The organism is Aeromicrobium sp. Root236, assembly GCF_001428805.1.
Taxonomy (GTDB): domain Bacteria; phylum Actinomycetota; class Actinomycetes; order Propionibacteriales; family Nocardioidaceae; genus Aeromicrobium.
This window is the reverse complement of record NZ_LMIS01000001.1, coordinates 22,041-39,415: the sequence shown is the minus strand read 5'-3', so window position 1 is coordinate 39,415 and position 17,375 is coordinate 22,041. Positions and strand designations below refer to the sequence as shown.

The window sequence follows — 17,375 nt, the reverse complement described above, 5'->3', positions numbered from 1 at the left end:
TGACACGATGCGGGTATGACCGAGGGTACCGTCCTGCACGCCGACCTCGACGCGTTCTACGCGTCGGTCGAGCAGCGCGACGATCCCTCGTTACGCGGCCGCCCGGTCATCGTCGGCGGCGGTGTCGTGCTGGCGGCGAGCTACGAGGCCAAGGCTCGCGGCGTCCGTACGGCCATGGGTGGGCGGCAGGCCCTACGGCTGTGCCCCGAGGCGATCGTCGTGCCTCCGCGCATGAAGGCCTACACGCAGGCGAGTCGCGACGTGTTCGACGTGTTCCGCGACACGACTCCCGTCGTCGAGGGCCTGTCGATCGACGAGGCGTTCCTCGAGGTCGGCGGGCTGCGACGCATCCGCGGCCTGCCGTCGTCGATCGCCGAACAGCTGCGCCACGACGTGCGCACCAAGGTCGGGCTGCCGATCTCGGTCGGCGTCGCCCGGACCAAGTACCTCGCCAAGGTCGCGAGCGCGGTCTCCAAGCCCGAGGGCATGCTCGTCGTCCCCGTCGAGAAGGAGCTCGAGTTCCTCCACGCGCTGCCGGTGGAGCGGCTCTGGGGCGTCGGCAAGGTCACCTCCCAGAAGCTCCGCGACGCCCGCATCGTCACGGTCGGCGACGTCGCCAACCTCTACGAGGTCGAGCTCGTGCAGCTGCTGGGTCCCGGATCGGGTCACCACCTCTACGCCCTGGCGCACAACCGTGATCCACGACCGGTCGTCGTCGGCAAGCGGCGCGGCTCGATGGGCGCCCAGCACGCCATCGGCCGTGGCCCGCACTCCCCCGACGAGATCGACCTCGCGCTGCTGACCCTCGTCGACCGCGTGACCGGACGCATGCGCGCTGCCGGGCGTACGGGCAGCACCGTGACGATCCGGCTGCGGTTCGGCGACTTCACCGGGTCGACGAGCTCCCACACGCTGGCCCGGCCCACCGCACACAACACGACGGTGCTCGAGGTCGCCCGGTTGCTGCTCAGGTCACGCGAGGGAGCGATCAAGGAGCGCGGGCTCACCTTGATCGGGGTCTCCGTGGGTTCGCTCGACGACAACCCGGCTCAGCTGGCGCTGCCGCTCGACGTCACGAGCGGTGCGCAGCTCGACGAGGCGATCGACGCGGTGCGCGACAAGTACGGCTCGAAGTCGCTGCGTCGCGCCGTCCAGCTCGGCAAGCGGGAGCACCTCGCCGTCCCCCAGCTCCCGGACTGAGGCCTTTCGGTGGTTGAGGTGCGGAGGCCGCCCGCGGCCGTAGCCTCGAAACCACACATCGGTCGCCTCATTGAGTATTCTCGCCAGGTTTCGTCACCTGACGCCTTCGGCGTGATCGCTCAACCCGCCTTCGGCGCTCCCTCGCAGAGCTCGCTCGACCTCAGGCGTACTTGGCCTTCAGCTCGGTCAGCACGAAGTCGGGCACGAGGCGGGAGACGTCGCCACCGTGCTTGGCGACCTCCTTGACGAGGCTCGACGCCAGGAAGGAGTACTCCGGAGTCGTCGGGATGAAGAGCGTGTCGACCTCTGTCAGGCTGCCGTTCATCTGCGCCATCTGCAGCTCGTAGTCGAAGTCGGTGACGGCGCGCAGGCCTTTGACGATGGCGGAGACCCCGTTGTCGGTGCAGAAGTCGACCAGCAGGCCATTGAAGGACGCCGTCGTCACGTTGGGGAGCTGCGAGGTGGCCCGGTCGAGCAGCGCGAGCCTCTCGTCGATCGTGAACAGGCCCCGCTTGCTCTCGTTGACGAGCACCGCGACGACGACCTCGTCGAACAGTCGTGAGGCGCGCCCGATGATGTCGAGATGACCGTTGGTCACGGGGTCGAACGAGCCTGGGCACACGACCTTCGTCATGTCAGCGACCGTACCAAACGGTCGTCTCGCCGTACTTCTTGTCGCGGAGACCTTCGACACCCTCCGGCCAGGTGAATGGGTCGCGGGTCGCGCGCTCGACGACGAACAGTGCGTTGTCGGCTGACAGCTCGTACGCTCGCCGGACCAAGCCGGCCAGCTGCTCGGTCGGCAAGGCGTACGGCGGGTCGAGGAAGACGAGGTCGAACGGACGGTCCGGCTCCCGCTCGAGGAACCCGCCGGCCGTGCCGCGGACGACGACCGCGCCAGTGGCACCGAGGTCCTTGGCGTTGGCCTTGATCACGGCGGCTGCGCGGGAATCGGACTCCACGAACAGCGCCGACGTGGCCCCGCGGGACAGCGCTTCGAGACCCAGCGCTCCCGAGCCGGCGAACAGGTCGAGGACGTGCAGACCGGCGAAGCCGCCGAGCTCGGACTCGATCGACGAGAACATCGCCTCACGGACCCGGTCGGACGTCGGCCTCGTGCCGTCGCCCTTAGGCGTCTGGATCCGCCGCCCGCCGTAGGTGCCCGCGATGATGCGTGTCACGTGCGCTCCAGGTAGTCGGCCTGCTCGGACCGCTCGAGCTCGTGCACCGCGGCGGCCAGACCCGGGTGCGAGGCGAGCGTCGGGTCGCCCTCGACGATCGCGTCGGCGACCCGCCTGGCCTCCTCGATGACTTCGCCGTCCTTGACCACCGACAACAGCCGCAGGCTCGACCGGATGCCAGACTGTCGCGCGCCCAGGACGTCGCCCTCGCGCCGCAGCTCGACGTCGAGGCGGGACAGCTCGAACCCGTCGGAGGTGGACGCCACCGCGTCGAGCCGCTCGCGAGCCGGTGAGTCGACCTCTGAGGCGGTGACCAGCAGGCACAGCCCCGCCTCGGATCCTCGGCCGACGCGGCCCCGTAGCTGGTGCAGCTGCGACATGCCGAAGCGGTCGGCGTCCATGACGACCATGACGGTGGCGTTGGGCACGTCGACGCCGACCTCGACGACGGTCGTCGCCACGAGCACCTCGATCTCGCCGCGCGCGAACGCGTTCATCGTCGCGTCCTTCTCGTCGGGCGCCATCCGGCCGTGCAGGCTGCCGAGTCGCAGGCCGTGCAGGGCGCCACCCTCGAGCTCCTCGCGCAGCTCCAGGAGCGACGTGGTGTCCTTCTCGCCGCCGTCGTCGCCCTCGCCGATGCGGGACACCACGACGTACGCCTGACGGCCGCGGCCGACCTCCTCGCGTACGCGCTGCCAGCCGCGTTCGAGCCACTGCGGGCGTTCGTTGTAGGGCACCACCGTCGTCTGGATCGGCTGACGACCGGCCGGCAGCTCGCGGAGCGTGGACACCTCGAGGTCGCCGAACACCGACATCGCGAGCGTGCGCGGGATCGGCGTCGCGGTCATGACGAGCACGTGGGGCGTGACCTCGGCACGGTCGACCAGCGCGGCCCGCTGCTCGACGCCGAACCGGTGCTGCTCGTCGACCACCAGCAGGCCGAGCTCGGCGAACTGCACGTGGTCCTGGATCAGGGCGTGCGTGCCGATCACGATGCCGGCCTCCCCTGACGCCGCGTCGAGCAACGACTCCTTGCGGGCCTTGGCGCCCTGCGAGCCGGTCAGCAGGCGGACGCGGGTGGCTCCGTCGGCGCCGCCGAACATGCCGCCCTTGGCGAGGTCACCGAGCATCGCGGTGATGGCGCGATAGTGCTGCGCGGCGAGCACCTCGGTCGGCGCCAGGAGGGCGGTCTGCGCGCCCGCGTCGACGACCTGCAGCATCGCGAGCAGCGCGACGATGGTCTTGCCGGAGCCCACTTCACCCTGCAGGAGCCGGTGCATGGGGTGCGTACGCCCGAGGTCCGCCGAGATCTCCTCGATGACGGACTTCTGGCCGGCGGTGAGCTCGAACGGCAGCTGCTGCTCGAATCGCTCGCGCAGGCCCCCCGGCGCCACCGGTCGCGAGGCCGCTCGCTCGTGCTCGAGCGCGTTGCGGCGCTGGGCGAAGATCGTCTGGACGACGAACGCCTCCTCGAACCGGAACCGGTCGCGAGCGCCCTGCCAGTCCTTGGCGTTGCGCGGCCGGTGGATCGCCTCGAACGACCCCTTGAGGTCGAAGAACCCGTGCGCCGTGCGCACCTCGTCGGGCAGCGGGTCGTCGAGCGGACCGAGAGCGTCGAGGCACATCGCGACGCAGTGCTCGATCTTCCACGAGGGCATGGCGGCAGTGGCCCGGTAGATCGGGATGACACCGCGACCCAGCCGCGAGCTGTCCATGAGGTCGGCGGACTCCTGGAGGGGCTCCCAGTCCGGGTGCGTCAGCTGCAGCTTGCCGTTGAACAGCGTGACCACACCGGCCGCGAGGCCCAGCGACTCCGTCTCCATGGTCTTGAGCCGCCACGCCTGCTGGAAGAACGTCAGCGTCAGGTGCCCCGTGCCGTCCGAGACGACGACCTCGGTGCGCGTGCGCCGGCCGCCCGGACCGAACGAGTAGTTCTTGGCCGACGCGACCCGCGCCATGATCGTGACGTGCTGGCCGACCTCGAGCTTGGACAGGTCCGTGAGCTTGCCGAGCTCGGCGTAGCGACGCGGATAGTGCCGCAGCAGGTCCTCGACGACGACCATGTCGAACGCCTTGGTGAGCGGCTTGGTGGTCTTGTCGCCGATCACGTTGACCAGCTTGGTCGAGAGCTCGACCATCACTCCACCGCGAAGGTCGCGAAGAAGTGATTAATTGGTGTCATTTCAACGGTTTCCTTAACTGGTGCAATGAAAATCAGCGGCGGCGTCCAGGTGCTCCATGCAACACCTAGGAGGCATCATGCCAAGACGAGTGACCCCGACCGTGGCCGACGCGGTTGAGAAGTACCAAGAGATGGGGCGACCTAATGTCTCGCTTGCCACGCTCGCTAACGATCAGTCGTGCTTGCGGGCGTTTGCTCGCGGTGTCGGTCCCAAGACACAGGTCCACCTGCTCAGCCCTGGGTTTCTTGCGGATCGTCCAACTCCGGTGACTTAGCGGCCTTCTCGGCTTTGCGCGCCTTACGCTCCAACCGTCGCCCGTTCATGTCCTTCACAAAATCCACGTAGAACATCGCCAACAGGGCTAGCGCCAAAACGAAGGAAATCAGAGCACACATCAGCAGAATGCTTCTGACTTGGAGGTAGGTTCCGTGACTCAGCGGGTTGGCACCGTCCAACTTGTAGTAGTCCACAGCGCCCGCAAGCGCGATCAGTGACCAAGCAGCGAGGTAGAAAAGTCCGGTTTTGCGGAGGGTGTCGCGCCGCCACTCGTGGTTTCTGTCGACTTCGTACCACTCAGCGCTGCGGATGATTTCCGAGCGGAGAATTTCCTTCGCCTTGCCTTTGGGAAGTTCTTTGAACGTGGCCGCTTGCTCTCTCATATAGGCAAGATCGCGGTTGCGCGAGAGCAAGGCCACGACAACCGGGAGCGTCGCTGCAATGAAGGTGAGAATTGCGACGACAACCTTTTCCATGCTCGGAACCCTACTGTCCGTGAAGTCGCAGTTCTGCGTTTCTCGTCGGCACGCTGCGCCAGACTGATTTGATGACCACCGCACAGATCTCCATCGTTGCTTCGTCTGCTGTCGCTATCGCGTCTCTTCTCGTGAACCTCATCCAAGCTGTGGGGCAGAGACGGCACGATGCAAAGCAGGGATTTGAGGCGCGGACTTTCGATCGGAAGATTGACGCCTATCTGGATCTCATCTCGGTTGCTGACAGCATCGAACGCCAAGCGCATACTCCGTCACGGCTCGCCTTGGATGTGTGGGAGGACTACAAGCATCTAGCCGATGTTCGACCTGTGGTTTTGGCCTATGGGTCAGACGATTGCAAGAAGGCCGTAGCCGAATTGACGACTCTTTACGAAGGCTTCATTAAGGAGGTGAGCCCTTGGGAACAAGAGTCGCTTGTCCGGCTTCGACGCGAGAAGGAAGAACTAATTTCGGAGCAGGACTTTGAGGGCGCATCAAAGAAGAGGGATGCCGAGAAGACGCTCTTGAAGCGGCTGGATGAGGACTTCAAGTACGACAAGGACGCACTCATCAAACTCGCGAAACACACGGTGGAAGTGACGGCCGCAACCATCAAAGCGACGTAATTAGACCTGCGAGATTCTGTTCTCAGGTACAAACACCTAGGCGTTTCCGCAGGTCAGAGGCCCGCATTTACTCCACCGCGATGAACAGCGGGTAGTTCTCCTGGCCGCCGTCGTAGACCACGAGGTCGACGTCGGGGCGCAGCGTGCGGAGGTATTGCGAGATCGACTCCTCGATCAGCCCCTCGGCACCGTCGCCCATCACGACGGTCAGCATCTCACCGGCAGGTGACAGGATGCGATCGATAACCTCGTAGGCCACCGCGAGGATGTCCTGGCCGACGACCGCGAAGTCGCCCGCCACGACGCCCAGCACGTCGCCGACGTCGCACGGGCCGACCATCGTCATGCCCGGCTCGGTGGCGATCGTGACGGCCCCGTGCTGCGTGTGGGCTGCCGCGCTCGACATCGCCACGACGACCTCGTCGAAGCCGAGTCCGGGATCGTGCACCGCGAGGGCGGCGAGCCCCTGCACCTGGGCGTGCGTCGGGATCACCGCGACGCGGATGCCGTCCTGCCGGGCGGCCTGTGCGGCCGCCTCGAACTGTCGGACGTACCGCTGGTTGTTGGGCAGCACGATGACCTCGTCCGCACCGGCGTCCCGCAGCGACGCGCTCATCTCGGCGATCGTCAGGGGACGCTCGCGGGTGAACTCCAGCGTCATCGCACCGGCCTCGGCACAGAGCGCCGTGAGGCCCTCGCCGGTCGTCGCGGCGATCACGACACGGCCGCTGCGCGGCGACTGCGCCATCTGGTCGGCGAAGTGGGTGACGGCGATGCGATAGGGCCGGCCCACCGCGATGCCGGCCTCGATCGCGGCACCGACGTCGTCGACGTGCACGTGGACGTTCCAGAGCCGGTCACCGCCCACGACGACGAGCGAGTCGCCGAGGGGCAGCAGCGATGCGCGCAAGTCGGCGATGCGGTCGTCGTCGGCCTCGAGGAGATACATGACCTCGTACGACGGACCGTCGGCGCTCAGGTCGTCACCGGCGCCCACGGCCGGCACCGGGATCGTGCTCGCGGCGGGCGTGGGGATGCGGCCGGTCAGGGCCTGCTCGGTGGCGTCGAGCACGACGACAAGCGCGCGTCCGCCGGCGTCGACGACACCGGCGCGCGCCAGCAGCGGCATCTGCTCGGGCGTACGGGCGAGCGCCTCGCGCGCGGCACGGGCGGCCTCGCCGAAGACCGTGCGGCCGTCGATCCCCGCTGCGGCCGACTCGGTCGCGCCTTCGGCGGCGGCCTTGGCGACCGACAGGATCGTGCCCTCGACGGGCGCACCGACCGCTGCCCAGGCGGCGTCGGAGGCAGCGACGAATGCCTTGGCGACGTCGTCGGCGCTGACGTCGCCACCGGCGAGGTCGAGGTCGCGGAAGCACGCGCGTACGAGCTGGGAGAGGATCACGCCGGTGTTGCCCTTGGCACCCGTCAGGAGCCCGTCGACGTACGCCTTGACGAGCTCGGCGAACGACACGTCGGCGGGCATGCCGGCGACGGCGTCGGCCCCCGAGGCGAACGTCAGGTAGGCATTGGTCCCGGTGTCGCTGTCGGGCACGGGGAACACGTTGAGCGCGTCGATCTCAGCCCGAGCCGACGACAGGGCCCCCGCGCACAGCTGCGTCCACGCACGGAACGCCGTGGGGTTGAGGGTGAGGCCCATGGGGCGAGGCTATCGGTCGGCGTCGTGGTTCGAGGGGAGCAGCCGGGCTGATTCGCGTCGGCGTCGGGTCTTCGGCTATTCTTGAGCGGTTGTCGTCGCACCGTCTGGTCGCGGTGGCAGCCCCATTCATCCAAGTTGTCTCAACATTCAGGAGTTCGCCGTGGCTGCGGTCTGTGACGTGTGCGCCAAGGGACCTGGCTTCGGCCACAACGTCTCCTTCTCGCACCGACGCACCAAGCGTCGTTTCAACCCCAACATCCAGCGCGTCCGCGCCGTGGTGGAGGGCACCCCCAAGCACCTCAACGTGTGCACCTCGTGCATCAAGGCCGGCAAGGTCTCTCGCTAGACCGCTGGCTCACGGCTGCGAAGTGACTCTAGAGTCATCTCGTGACCAACGAGAAAAGCATTCGCGTCCACGCCTTCGGTGACGACGCACTCGGCGACCTCGACACTGTCGGGGTCGCCGCTGCTGTTGCCGCAGGGCAGATCAGCGCCCGCGAGGCAGCCGAGGCCGCCATAGCCCGCGCCGAGCGGGTTAATCCCGAGCTCAACGCGATCCAGCACGCCGACTTCGAGCGCGGCCTGGCCGCCGCCGAGCACCCCGCCGAGGGCGTGTTCGCGGGCGTTCCCACGTTCGTCAAGGACAACACCGACTTCGCCGGCCTGCCGTCGGACCAGGGCTCCCTCGCGGTCAAGGCGCGCCCGGCCGCGGCACACGCGCCATTCACCGAGCAGTTCCTGTCCGCCGGGTTCACCGTGCTGGGCAAGTCCACGATGCCGGAGTTCGGCTTCAACGCCACGACCGAGTACGCCACGCTGCCGCCGACGCGCAACCCGTGGAACACCGGCTACTCCGCTGGCGCGTCCTCCGGAGGCGCCGCGGCCCTGGTCGCGTCCGGCGTCGTGCCCATCGCGCACGCCAACGACGGTGGCGGCTCGATCCGCATCCCCGCGGCCGCATGTGGCCTCGTCGGGCTCAAGCCGACCCGTGGGCGCGTGGTGCCCGCCGCGGAGGCCGCCAAGCTGCCGGTCGACATCATCTCCAACGGCGTCGTCACGCGCACGGTGCGCGACACCGCCCACTTCATGGCGGCGACGCAGGCCTATCGCCCCGCGACCGGCCTCAGGCCCCTCGGGCTCGTCGAGGGCCCGTCCGACCGCCGCCTCAAGGTCGGGCTGATCATCGACTCGATCACCGGCAAGCCGACCGACGAGGACACCCGCAAGGCTGTGCTGGCGACGGCCGACCTGCTCGGTTCACTGGGACACCACGTTGTCGAGGTGCCGCTCCCGGTCGGCAAGGCGTTCATGGAGGACTTCAAGCACTACTGGGGCCTGCTGGCGTTCTCGACCCAGCACTTCGGCCGCCGGGTCATGAGCCCCGACTTCGACAAGACGCTGACTGACCCGTTCACCCGCGGTCTGGCGCGACGGTTCGTCCGCCAGGCGTGGCGCACACCGACGGCGATCCGCGGCCTGAAGCGGTCGGAGCAGCGCTATCGCGCCGCGTTCGCCGACGTCGACGTGGTCCTGTCGCCGACGTTGGCCTACGCGACGCCGGAGCTCGGCTACCTCTCCCCTGCCGTCGACTTCGCCGTCATGTTCGAGCGCCTGGTGCAGTACGCGGCGTTCACCCCGCTCAACAACGCCTCGGGCGGTCCTGCCATCTCCCTGCCCCTCGGCCGCTCGTCGGCCGACATGCCGATCGGCGTGCACTTCTCGGCCGACCACGGTGACGAGCAGACCCTGCTGGAGCTGGCGTACGAGCTCGAGGCCGCGCAGCCGTTCGCGAAGATCCATTGAGCCTGGTCCTGCGTCGCCTCGCCCTGGGCGACGAGGCCGACACGATCGCGGCCGTCACCGAGATGGCGGCCGAAGGTGGTCACTGGTCCTACCGCTATCGCCCCGACCTGCCCTGGGCGGACTACGTCGCGCTCGTCCGCGGGTGGGAGGAAGGCCGTGACCTGCCCGGCGACTTCGTCGCGAACGCCGATCTCGTCGCCGATGTCGACGGGGTCGTCGTCGGCCGGTCGTCACTGCGGTTCGAGCTCAACGACTTCCTGCGGACCCTCGGCGGCCACATCGGCTATGCCGTACGCCCGCAGTTCCGTGGTCGCGGGTATGCCAAGGAGATCCTGCGACAGTCCGTCGAGCTGTTGAGGGACCGGGGCATCAGCCCCGCGTTGGTCACCTGTGACGACGACAACCTCGCGTCAGCCAGGGTCATCGAAGCCAACGGGGGCGTCCTCGAGGGGATCGTGCCCGGCGTGGCCCACATCCCCAAGCGCCGGTACTGGCTCAGCTGAGGTCGGCCACCACGACCCGGCCGTTGGCCAGCGATCGTCGCTGCCTGACCGGCCGACCCGATTCCACGGCGAGCGCCAACAGGTCGTCGTCGCGAGCAACCGTGAACCCGTGTGTCTCGAGCAGCTCTCGCATCGCCTCAGCGGTCCAGGTCGACCTCGTCGGCTCACCCGCCAGCGGGTTGGGCCGGCGACTCAGGGTCGTCATCGCGCCCATCACCAGGCGGCCGAGCGCCGCGGACGTCGAGGGAGCCTGGTAGTTCACGATCAGTCGGCTTCCGGGGGCGGACAGGTCATCGATGACGCGCATCGTGGCCTCCACGTCCGTACGGTCGAGATAGGGCACGACGCCCTCCCAGACCCAGGTCGTCGGCCCGTCGGTGCGATGTCCCTGCGCGACCAGCGCCTCGTCAAGCCGGTCGCGGCCGAAGTCGACGGGCACGAACCGCACGTCCCGAGCGGCAGGCGTCATCCCCTCTGCCCTGGACCGCTTCGCCTGCTGCGACGCGGGATGGTCGACCTCGAAGACGTCCGATCCGGCCAGCTCGGTCATGCGCCACGCGCGTCCGTCCAGGCCGGCACCGAGGATCACGACCTGGTCGCTGACCCGCTCGCGCACGGCATCGTCGATCGCCACGGTCCTCGGCACGATCACCTCAGCAGTCGCGCGCAGCATCTCCCACTCCATGCGCAGGCCCCACCCCGGAGGCGGCGCGTCGTCACTGGCCAGGTCGACGGCGACCCGCTCGTCGTCGAGCAGCAGCCGCGCCGCTGTCGGGTCGGAGAACGGCCCGACGTCGTCCCACATGTCGGCGACGGCCCGCCCCTGGCAGACCAGCACCGCCGTCCGACTCGCCGTCGTTGCTGACTTCATGTCACCACGCTAGGTCGCGCACCTGAGAGCCGACCATGACAAATCACCTGAAGTGCTGGTGACCTGCCGGACCCTCGTACGCCTTGCCGTCGACCAGGATCCCGGCTCCGTCGGAGACCGCGCCGATCGCGGTCCAGCCCTCGGGCAGCGAGGCCTGTGAGCTGAACGTGGCGACCAGCGCGTAGTCGTCGCCGCCGGTCAGCATGAACGTAAGGGCGTCGACGCCGAGCGCCTCGCTGACCGTCGCCACCGGCTCGGGGATCTCGAACGTCGACGAGACGAGGTCGATCGCCACGCCGCTCGCGTCGGCGATGTGCCCCAGGTCGGCGAGCAACCCGTCGCTGATGTCGGTCATGGCGGTCGCGCCGGCACCGGCGGCCTGTGGGCCAGCGGCGTAGGGCGGGTGGGGAACGCGATGCGCCTCGACCGCAGCCTTGGGCGACCGGAAACCGCGACTGAGCGCGGCGAACCCGGCACCAGCGAGGCCCAGCTGTCCGGCGTACGCCACGACGTCGCCGGGGAGCGCTCCGGACCGGAGCACCGGACGCACGACATCACCCATCGCGGTGACGGCGATGACGATCTTGTCGGACGCCGTGACGTCGCCACCGACGACATGGGCGCCGACGTGCGCACACTCGACCTCGAAGCCGCGGATCATCTCCAGCGCCCACGACACCGGCAGCTCTGCGGGCGCGCCGAACCCCACCGTGAGCGCCGTCGCGACCCCGCCCATCGCGTTGATGTCCGAGAGGTTGCAGGCCGCGGCCTTGCGGCCGATGTCGTGCGCCGAGGACCAGTCGCGGCGGAAGTGCCGGCCCTCGATGAGCAGATCCGTGGACACCAGGAAGCTGCCGTCCTTGGTCGACACGTGGGCGGCGTCGTCGCCGGGACCGAGCAGGACGTGGCGATTGTCGCCGATCTCGGCGCGCAGCTGGTCGATCAGGCCGAACTCGCCGATGTCGCCGATCGTGGGTTCGTCCGGAGCACTGGTCGCCATAGCCGCCATTGTGTCGCAGGCAGCGGCGCACGTGAGGAGGCGCATCGGGTAGCGTGGCACAGTCCGGTCTACTGAAGGAGTTCCACGATGGCTGTGCAGGCTTACATCCTCGTCCAGACCGAGGTCGGCAAGGCCGCCGAGGTCGCGACCGCGATCGCTGCCATCGACGGTGTCACGCTCGCCGAGGACGTCACCGGACCCTACGACGTCATCGTGCGGGCCGAGGGCCCCAGCGTCGACGAGCTCGGTGCGTTGGTCGTCACGACGATCCAGAACGTCCCCGGCATCACCCGTACGCTCACCTGCCCCATCGTCCGCATCTAGGGACATGCGCCGGCGCCTTCTCCTCGCCGCCGCTCTCTGCCTCGCCCTCGTCACGGCGGGCTGCGGGTCGGAGCTGTCGGTCGACGAGTACCCGACCGTGCGCGGCACGGAGGTCAACTGCAAGGGCCTGTTCGCCGACCGGCCGTTGAAGGTCGCGGGTCAGAAGAATCGCATGGTCAAGGGCGAGAACGCGTCTGCCTGGGGCGATCCGGCGATCATCCTGCGGTGCGGCGTCGAGAAGCCCGAGGACCTCGGTCCGGCGTCGCGGTGCGACATGGTCGACGACGTCGGCTGGTTCAGCGAGTCGACGTCCGACGGCTACCTGTTCACCACGATCGGCCGCGACTACTACGTCAGCGTCGAGGTGCCGGACGACTACGCGCCCGAGGCCGACGCCCTCGCCGACCTGGCCGACTCCATCGCGCGGCACGACCCGGTCAAGAAGCCCTGCGTCTAACGCAGTCCGGTCTCGCGACCGAGGGCGAGCTGGATCAGGCGGTCGACGAGCTCGGGATAGGACATCCCGCTCGCCTGCCACAGCACGGGGAACATCGAGTAGGGCGTGAACCCCGGCATCGTGTTGATCTCGTTGATCACCAGGCCGTCGTCGGTCAGGAAGAAGTCGACGCGGGCCAGTCCCTCGCAGCCGACCGCCTCGAAGGCCTGCACGGCGTACGTCCGGATGCGCTCGCTGAGCGTCACCGAGATGTCCGCCGGCACCACGTTGCGACTCGTGCCGTCGAGGTACTTGGCCTCGAAGTCGTAGAACTCGTGTGCTGAGTCCGCCTCGACCGTGATCTCGCCGACGAGGCTCGCGACGGGCTTGCCGTCGGGCTCCTGGATGACGGCGCACTCGAGCTCGCGCTTGCCCTTGGCTCCGGCCTCGACGATGACCTTGGGGTCGAAGTCACGCGCCTTGTTGACGGCGCTGTCCAGCTCCTCCCACGTGTCGACCATCGTCACGCCCGAGCTCGATCCGGCACGGGCGGGCTTGACGAAGACCGGCAGGCCCAGCGCACGGATGCGCGCCTCGACGCGTTCGCGCTCGCCCTTCCACTGCCACGGCAGCACCGTCACGTACGGGATCTGCGGCAGGCCCGCGGCGGAGAACACGGTCTTGGTGAACGGCTTGTCCATGCTCACGGCGCTGGAGAGCACGCCGGCGCCGACGTAGCGGACGTCGGCCATCTCGAGCAGACCCTGGATCGTGCCGTCCTCGCCCCACGGGCCGTGAAGCAGCGGGAAGACCGCGTCGAATCCGCGCAGCTCCTCCCAGGCGAACGAGGGACTGTCACCACGTACCTCGGGCAGTTGACCGGCGGCGAGCTCCGGCCACACGGCCGTCTCCTGGACCCACGCACCGTCTCGCGTGATGCCGACGGGCTGGACGTCGTAGCGATCGTGGTCGATCGCCGCGATGACCTCGCGCGCCGTGAGGCAGGAAACCCCATGCTCACTGGAACGGCCGCCAAAAATGACAGCAAGTCTTGGTTTGCCGACTGAGGTGTCCACCGAGAGGCTCATTGCGGAGCACGATACCGGTCAGGGCATGATGTCCTCATGCCCGGACACGAACTTTCGCCCTCGACCATCGCTGTTGGCGCAGGGCGGCCGAACCGCGTCCCGGGGGGACCGCTCAACGCGCCCATCACGCTCGCGAGCGCGCTGGTTCCCGGCGGTGCCTCCGAGTACGGCCGGCAGGGCAATCCGACGTGGGACTCGTTCGAGACCGTCCTGGGCGCGCTCGAGGGCGGGCGTGCCCTGTCCTTCGCCTCCGGCACCGCGGCCACCAGCGCGCTGTTCGACCTCGTGCCGGCCAAGGCCACGGTCGTGGCGCCCCGGCACGCCTACTACGGAACCCTCACCCAGCTGCACGAACGCGCACGTCGCGGCCAGATCGACCTCAAGCTCGTCGACATCGACAACACCCAGCACGTGATCAACGCCGCCGAGAACGCGGCTCTGGTGTGGATCGAGTCGCCGACCAACCCCTCGCTCGAGATCGCCGACATCGCCGCGATCTCCCAGGCCGCGTCGCACGCCGGTGCCGCCGTCGCGGTCGACAACACGTTCGCCACTCCCCTGCGCCAGAAGCCGCTCGAGCTCGGCGCCGACTTCGCGGTGCACTCGGCGTCCAAGCTGCTGTCAGGTCACAGCGACGTCATCCTCGGTGCCGTGGTGACCAACAGCGACCGGGCCTACGCCGCGATCGAGAAGCGCCGCTCGGTGCTCGGCGCGATCCCCGGCGCGATGGAGACGTGGCTCGCCGCCCGCGGCATGCGTACGCTCCACGTGCGGCTCGACCGTGCTGAGGCCAACGCCCAGGAGCTCCACAAGCGGCTCTCCGCGTCCAACCGCATCGCGTACTCCCGCTACCCGGGGTTCGGCACGATCATCGCGTTCGAGGTCACCGGCGGCGCCCAGGTGGCGCAGAAGATGACCGAGCAGAGCGACATCATCACGTACGCCACGAGCCTCGGCGGCGTCGAGTCGACGTGGGAACGTCGCCGTCGCCACCCCGGCGAGCCGGAGTCGGTGCCCGAGGGCCTGATCCGGCTCTCGGTCGGCATCGAGGACGTCGAGGACCTCTGGATCGACATCCAGAACGTGCTCGCCGCGTTCAGCTGACCAACCGTTCCTTGAGCTTGTCGAAAGGACGCACTGGCGTACTTTCGACAGGCTCAAGGACCAGACGGCAGCTAGACCGTCTCGGGCTTGGCCTGTCGCGAGATCAGCCGCGAGACGAGCTCGTCCGGGCTCATCTCGCCGGCGATCAGGGCCGCGACATGCTCCACGATCGGCATCTCGACGTCGTGCAGCTTGGCCAGCTCGCTGACCGAGACGCATGACTTGACGCCCTCGGCCACCTGGCTGGTCTGGCCCATGACCTCCTCGACGCTCATGCCCTGCCCGAGCTTCTCGCCGAACGTGCGGTTGCGCGACAGCGGCGACGAGCAGGTCGCCACGAGGTCACCCATGCCGGCGAGGCCCATGAACGTGACCGGGTCGGCGCCGATGGCCGCGCCGAGGCGTGCCGTCTCGGCGAGCCCCCGGGTGATGACCGAGGCCTTGGTGTTGTCGCCGTAGCCGAGGCCCACGCACACGCCGACAGCCAGGCCGATGATGTTCTTGGCGGTGCCGGCAAGCTCGCAACCGACCACGTCGGTCATCGAGTAGGGCCGGAACGACGCCGTGTGACACAGCTTCTGCAGCCGCTCGGCGACCCCTTGGTCCTCGCACGCGACGACGCTCGCGGCCGGCTCACGGTTGGCGATCTCGCGGGCCAGGTTGGGACCCGAGACCACGGCGATGCGCTCAGGGCCGGCGCCGGTGATCTCGGCGATGACCTCGCTCATGCGCTTGTGGGTGCCGAGCTCGACACCCTTCATGAGGCTCACCATGACGGCATCGGCGGGCACATGCTCGCTCCACGACACGAGATTGTCGCGCAGCTGCTGCGACGGAACCGCCAGCACGACGATCTCGGCGCCGGCCATCGCCTCGGCCGGGTCGTGCGTCGCGGTGATCTCCTTGGGCAGCTCGATGCCCGGGAGATAGTCGGAGTTCTCGTGCTTGGTGTTGATCGTCTCGCACAGCTCGGTCCGCCGTCCCCACAGGCGTACGTCGTTGCCGGCATCGGCCAGCACCATGGCGAAGGCCGTGCCCCACGAACCTGCGCCCATCACGGCAGTCTGCGCCATTCACGAATCCAATCGCTTGTAGTTGCTCTTCGGCTTGCTGAGGGTATGCACATCGATGCGAGGTGTCGAGGGCAGCTCGCCCCGCACCTCGGCCATCATGGCAGTCAACGTGTCCATCAGGCGGTCGGTTGCCGCGTGGAGGACCTCCTCGGTGAGCTCCTTGCCCTCGAAGTCGGACAGGTCCACCGGCTTGCCGACGCGGATGTGGATCGTCTTGCGCGGGAACAGCCGCACCTTCTTGGCGTACGGCCACAGGATCTCCTGGGGGCCCCACTGCATCAGCGGAACGAGCGGCTTGCCGGTGCTCAGCGCGACGCGTACGGCGCCCGTGCGGCCGCTCATGGGCCACGCGGCCGGGTCGCGGGTGATGGTGCCCTCGGGGTAGATCGTGACGACGTGACCGGCCTCGACGGCGGCAGAGGCCGCGCGGAGCGACTCGGCGGCGCCCTCGGTGCTGCGATAGACCGGGATCTGCTGGGCGTTGCGCAGGATCCAGCCGTACCACTTGGCGCCGACGAGGGTGTCCTTGGCGAGGAACCGGGGCGCGATGTTGTTGTCGAGCATGAAGTGCCCGATCAGGAACGGGTCGGCGTGCGACACGTGGTTGGGCGCCAGGACGAATCCGCCGTCGGGCAGGTTCTCCATGCCCTGCCAGTCCCGCTTGGTCGTGACCATCAGGATCGGCCGGAGGAAGAACTTGATCACCTTGGTCGTGAATGGAACAGGGCGCTTCACCATGAGGGCGAGCCTAAACCTTCCGGAGCCGACTAGGGTGACTGCCATGCAGGGCACCGTTGCGACCTTCGACCAGTCCACGCGGGCCGGGAGCCTCCTGACCGACGAGGGCATGCCGCTGGAGTTCCCCGCCGAGTCGCTCGCCGAGCACATCCGTCATCTGCGCATCGGCCAGCGTGTGTTCGTCGAGACCGACGGCGACGCGGTCACCTCGATCAAGATCTGGCAGTGACAGCGATTAGAGCGTGGCGGGCTTGAAGCTCGGGCGCGACTTCTCGTAGGTGACGATGGCGTCCTCGTGGCTCAGCGTGATGCCGACGTCGTCGAGGCCCTCGAGCAGGCGCCAGCGGGTGTAGTCGTCGATCGTGAACGAGTCCTCGATCGCGTCGACGCCGTCGCCGGCCTTGACCGTGCGCGACTCCAGATCGACCGTGATCGTCGCGCCGGGGTTGGTGTCGAGGTAGTCCCAGAGCCGCTGCACGACCTTGTCGTCGACCTGTGCCGCCAGCAGACCGGCCTTGCCGGAGTTGCCGCGGAAGATGTCGCCGAATCGCGGCGAGATGACGACCTTGAACCCGTAGTTCTGCAGCGCCCACACGGCGTGCTCGCGCGACGAGCCGGTGCCGAAGTCGGGGCCGGCGACGAGGACCGTCGCGTTCTTGTAGGCGTCCTGGTTGAGCACGAACGACGGATCGCTGCGCCAGGCCGAGAACAGGCCCTCTTCGAACCCGTCGCGCGTGACCTTCTTGAGCCAGACGGCGGGGATGATCTGGTCGGTGTCGACGTTGCTGCGCCGCAGCGGGGCGCCCACACCTGTATGAGTCGAGAACTTCTCCATG

Annotated in this window: 20 protein-coding genes; 9 read left to right on the top strand and 11 right to left on the bottom strand. The window is 68.4% G+C overall.

The genetic code is table 11. The features are described from left to right. Positions 1-15: 15 nt before the first annotated feature. Complete coding sequence (gene dinB, locus ASE12_RS00225) at positions 16-1,200, top strand: DNA polymerase IV (protein ID WP_056395392.1); 1,185 nt, start codon at positions 16-18, stop codon at positions 1,198-1,200. Between the two features lie 160 nt (positions 1,201-1,360). On the opposite strand, the gene coaD is transcribed toward dinB, so the two are convergent. From coaD to ASE12_RS00205, 4 genes are all read right to left on the bottom strand, one after another. After that, a complete protein-coding gene (gene coaD, locus ASE12_RS00220; protein WP_056395390.1) occupies positions 1,361-1,834 on the bottom strand; it encodes a pantetheine-phosphate adenylyltransferase in 474 nt (157 codons plus the stop codon). A 1-nt stretch (position 1,835) separates the two neighbouring features. Continuing rightward, positions 1,836-2,381, bottom strand: a complete 546-nt coding sequence (gene rsmD, locus ASE12_RS00215; protein WP_056395388.1) for a 16S rRNA (guanine(966)-N(2))-methyltransferase RsmD — start codon at positions 2,379-2,381, stop codon at positions 1,836-1,838. Further along, positions 2,378-4,519, bottom strand: coding sequence for an ATP-dependent DNA helicase RecG (gene recG, locus ASE12_RS00210; RefSeq protein ID WP_056395386.1), 2,142 nt, complete (start codon positions 4,517-4,519; stop codon positions 2,378-2,380). Before recG ends, rsmD begins: the two co-directional genes overlap by 4 nt. 275 nt (positions 4,520-4,794) lie before the next feature. After that, a complete protein-coding gene (locus tag ASE12_RS00205; RefSeq protein ID WP_056395384.1) occupies positions 4,795-5,316 on the bottom strand; it encodes a hypothetical protein in 522 nt (173 codons plus the stop codon). 71 nt (positions 5,317-5,387) lie between these two features. Here ASE12_RS00205 and ASE12_RS00200 point away from each other — a divergent pair, with 71 nt between their 5' ends. Continuing rightward, entirely contained in the window at positions 5,388-5,942 is a 555-nt protein-coding gene (locus tag ASE12_RS00200; protein WP_056395378.1) for a UvrB/UvrC motif-containing protein, read from the top strand. 67 nt (positions 5,943-6,009) lie between these two features. Here the strand turns inward: ASE12_RS00200 and ASE12_RS00195 are convergent, their stop codons facing one another. After that, entirely contained in the window at positions 6,010-7,599 is a 1,590-nt protein-coding gene (locus tag ASE12_RS00195) for a DAK2 domain-containing protein (protein WP_056395375.1), read from the bottom strand. A 160-nt stretch (positions 7,600-7,759) separates the two neighbouring features. On the opposite strand from ASE12_RS00195, the gene rpmB reads away from it, so the two are divergent. From rpmB to ASE12_RS00180, 3 genes are read left to right on the top strand one after another with little or no spacing between them, the layout of a single operon-like run. Beyond that, positions 7,760-7,945, top strand: coding sequence for a 50S ribosomal protein L28 (gene rpmB / locus ASE12_RS00190; protein WP_056213090.1), 186 nt, complete (start codon positions 7,760-7,762; stop codon positions 7,943-7,945). A 41-nt stretch (positions 7,946-7,986) separates the two neighbouring features. Next, a complete protein-coding gene (locus ASE12_RS00185; protein WP_056395372.1) occupies positions 7,987-9,402 on the top strand; it encodes an amidase in 1,416 nt (471 codons plus the stop codon). Beyond that, positions 9,399-9,905, top strand: a complete 507-nt coding sequence (locus ASE12_RS00180) for a GNAT family N-acetyltransferase (protein WP_082581992.1) — start codon at positions 9,399-9,401, stop codon at positions 9,903-9,905. Before ASE12_RS00185 ends, ASE12_RS00180 begins: the two co-directional genes overlap by 4 nt. Here ASE12_RS00180 and ASE12_RS00175 read toward each other — a convergent pair. Both ASE12_RS00175 and ASE12_RS00170 read right to left on the bottom strand, forming a co-directional pair. Continuing rightward, a complete protein-coding gene (locus ASE12_RS00175; RefSeq protein WP_056395369.1) occupies positions 9,898-10,776 on the bottom strand; it encodes a class I SAM-dependent methyltransferase in 879 nt (292 codons plus the stop codon). The genes ASE12_RS00180 and ASE12_RS00175 overlap by 8 nt on opposite strands. A 43-nt stretch (positions 10,777-10,819) precedes the next feature. Beyond that, positions 10,820-11,776: a thiamine-phosphate kinase gene (locus ASE12_RS00170; RefSeq protein ID WP_056395366.1), complete on the bottom strand. Its 957-nt coding sequence runs from the start codon at positions 11,774-11,776 to the stop codon at positions 10,820-10,822. An 87-nt stretch (positions 11,777-11,863) separates the two neighbouring features. Here ASE12_RS00170 and ASE12_RS00165 point away from each other — a divergent pair, with 87 nt between their 5' ends. Together ASE12_RS00165 and ASE12_RS19615 are read left to right on the top strand one after the other, a co-directional pair. After that, the gene (locus ASE12_RS00165) at positions 11,864-12,100 is read left to right on the top strand and encodes an Lrp/AsnC ligand binding domain-containing protein (RefSeq protein WP_056213083.1); all 237 of its coding nucleotides are present in this window, start codon (positions 11,864-11,866) and stop codon (positions 12,098-12,100) included. 4 nt (positions 12,101-12,104) lie between these two features. Further along, positions 12,105-12,557 (top strand): DUF3515 domain-containing protein, encoded by a 453-nt coding sequence (locus ASE12_RS19615; protein WP_082581991.1) that lies wholly within the window; start codon positions 12,105-12,107, stop codon positions 12,555-12,557. Here the strand turns inward: ASE12_RS19615 and ASE12_RS00155 are convergent. Next, positions 12,554-13,624 (bottom strand): D-alanine--D-alanine ligase family protein, encoded by a 1,071-nt coding sequence (locus tag ASE12_RS00155; RefSeq protein ID WP_056395363.1) that lies wholly within the window; start codon positions 13,622-13,624, stop codon positions 12,554-12,556. The genes ASE12_RS19615 and ASE12_RS00155 overlap by 4 nt on opposite strands. 36 nt (positions 13,625-13,660) lie before the next feature. Between ASE12_RS00155 and ASE12_RS00150 the strand changes: the two genes are divergently transcribed. Then, positions 13,661-14,728: a PLP-dependent aspartate aminotransferase family protein gene (locus ASE12_RS00150; protein WP_056395361.1), complete on the top strand. Its 1,068-nt coding sequence runs from the start codon at positions 13,661-13,663 to the stop codon at positions 14,726-14,728. 71 nt (positions 14,729-14,799) lie between these two features. On the opposite strand, the gene ASE12_RS00145 is transcribed toward ASE12_RS00150, so the two are convergent. Beyond that, positions 14,800-15,801, bottom strand: coding sequence for an NAD(P)H-dependent glycerol-3-phosphate dehydrogenase (locus tag ASE12_RS00145; protein ID WP_056395358.1), 1,002 nt, complete (start codon positions 15,799-15,801; stop codon positions 14,800-14,802). After that, positions 15,802-16,539: a 1-acyl-sn-glycerol-3-phosphate acyltransferase gene (locus ASE12_RS00140; RefSeq protein WP_056395349.1), complete on the bottom strand. Its 738-nt coding sequence runs from the start codon at positions 16,537-16,539 to the stop codon at positions 15,802-15,804. Between the two features lie 43 nt (positions 16,540-16,582). Here ASE12_RS00140 and ASE12_RS00135 point away from each other — a divergent pair, with 43 nt between their 5' ends. After that, on the top strand, positions 16,583-16,768 hold the full coding sequence (locus tag ASE12_RS00135) for a hypothetical protein (RefSeq protein ID WP_056404410.1): 186 nt from the start codon (positions 16,583-16,585) through the stop codon (positions 16,766-16,768). Positions 16,769-16,774: 6 nt separating this feature from the next. On the opposite strand, the gene leuD is transcribed toward ASE12_RS00135, so the two are convergent. Next, complete coding sequence (gene leuD / locus ASE12_RS00130; RefSeq protein WP_056395347.1) at positions 16,775-17,374, bottom strand: 3-isopropylmalate dehydratase small subunit; 600 nt, start codon at positions 17,372-17,374, stop codon at positions 16,775-16,777. Position 17,375 lies beyond the last annotated feature (1 nt).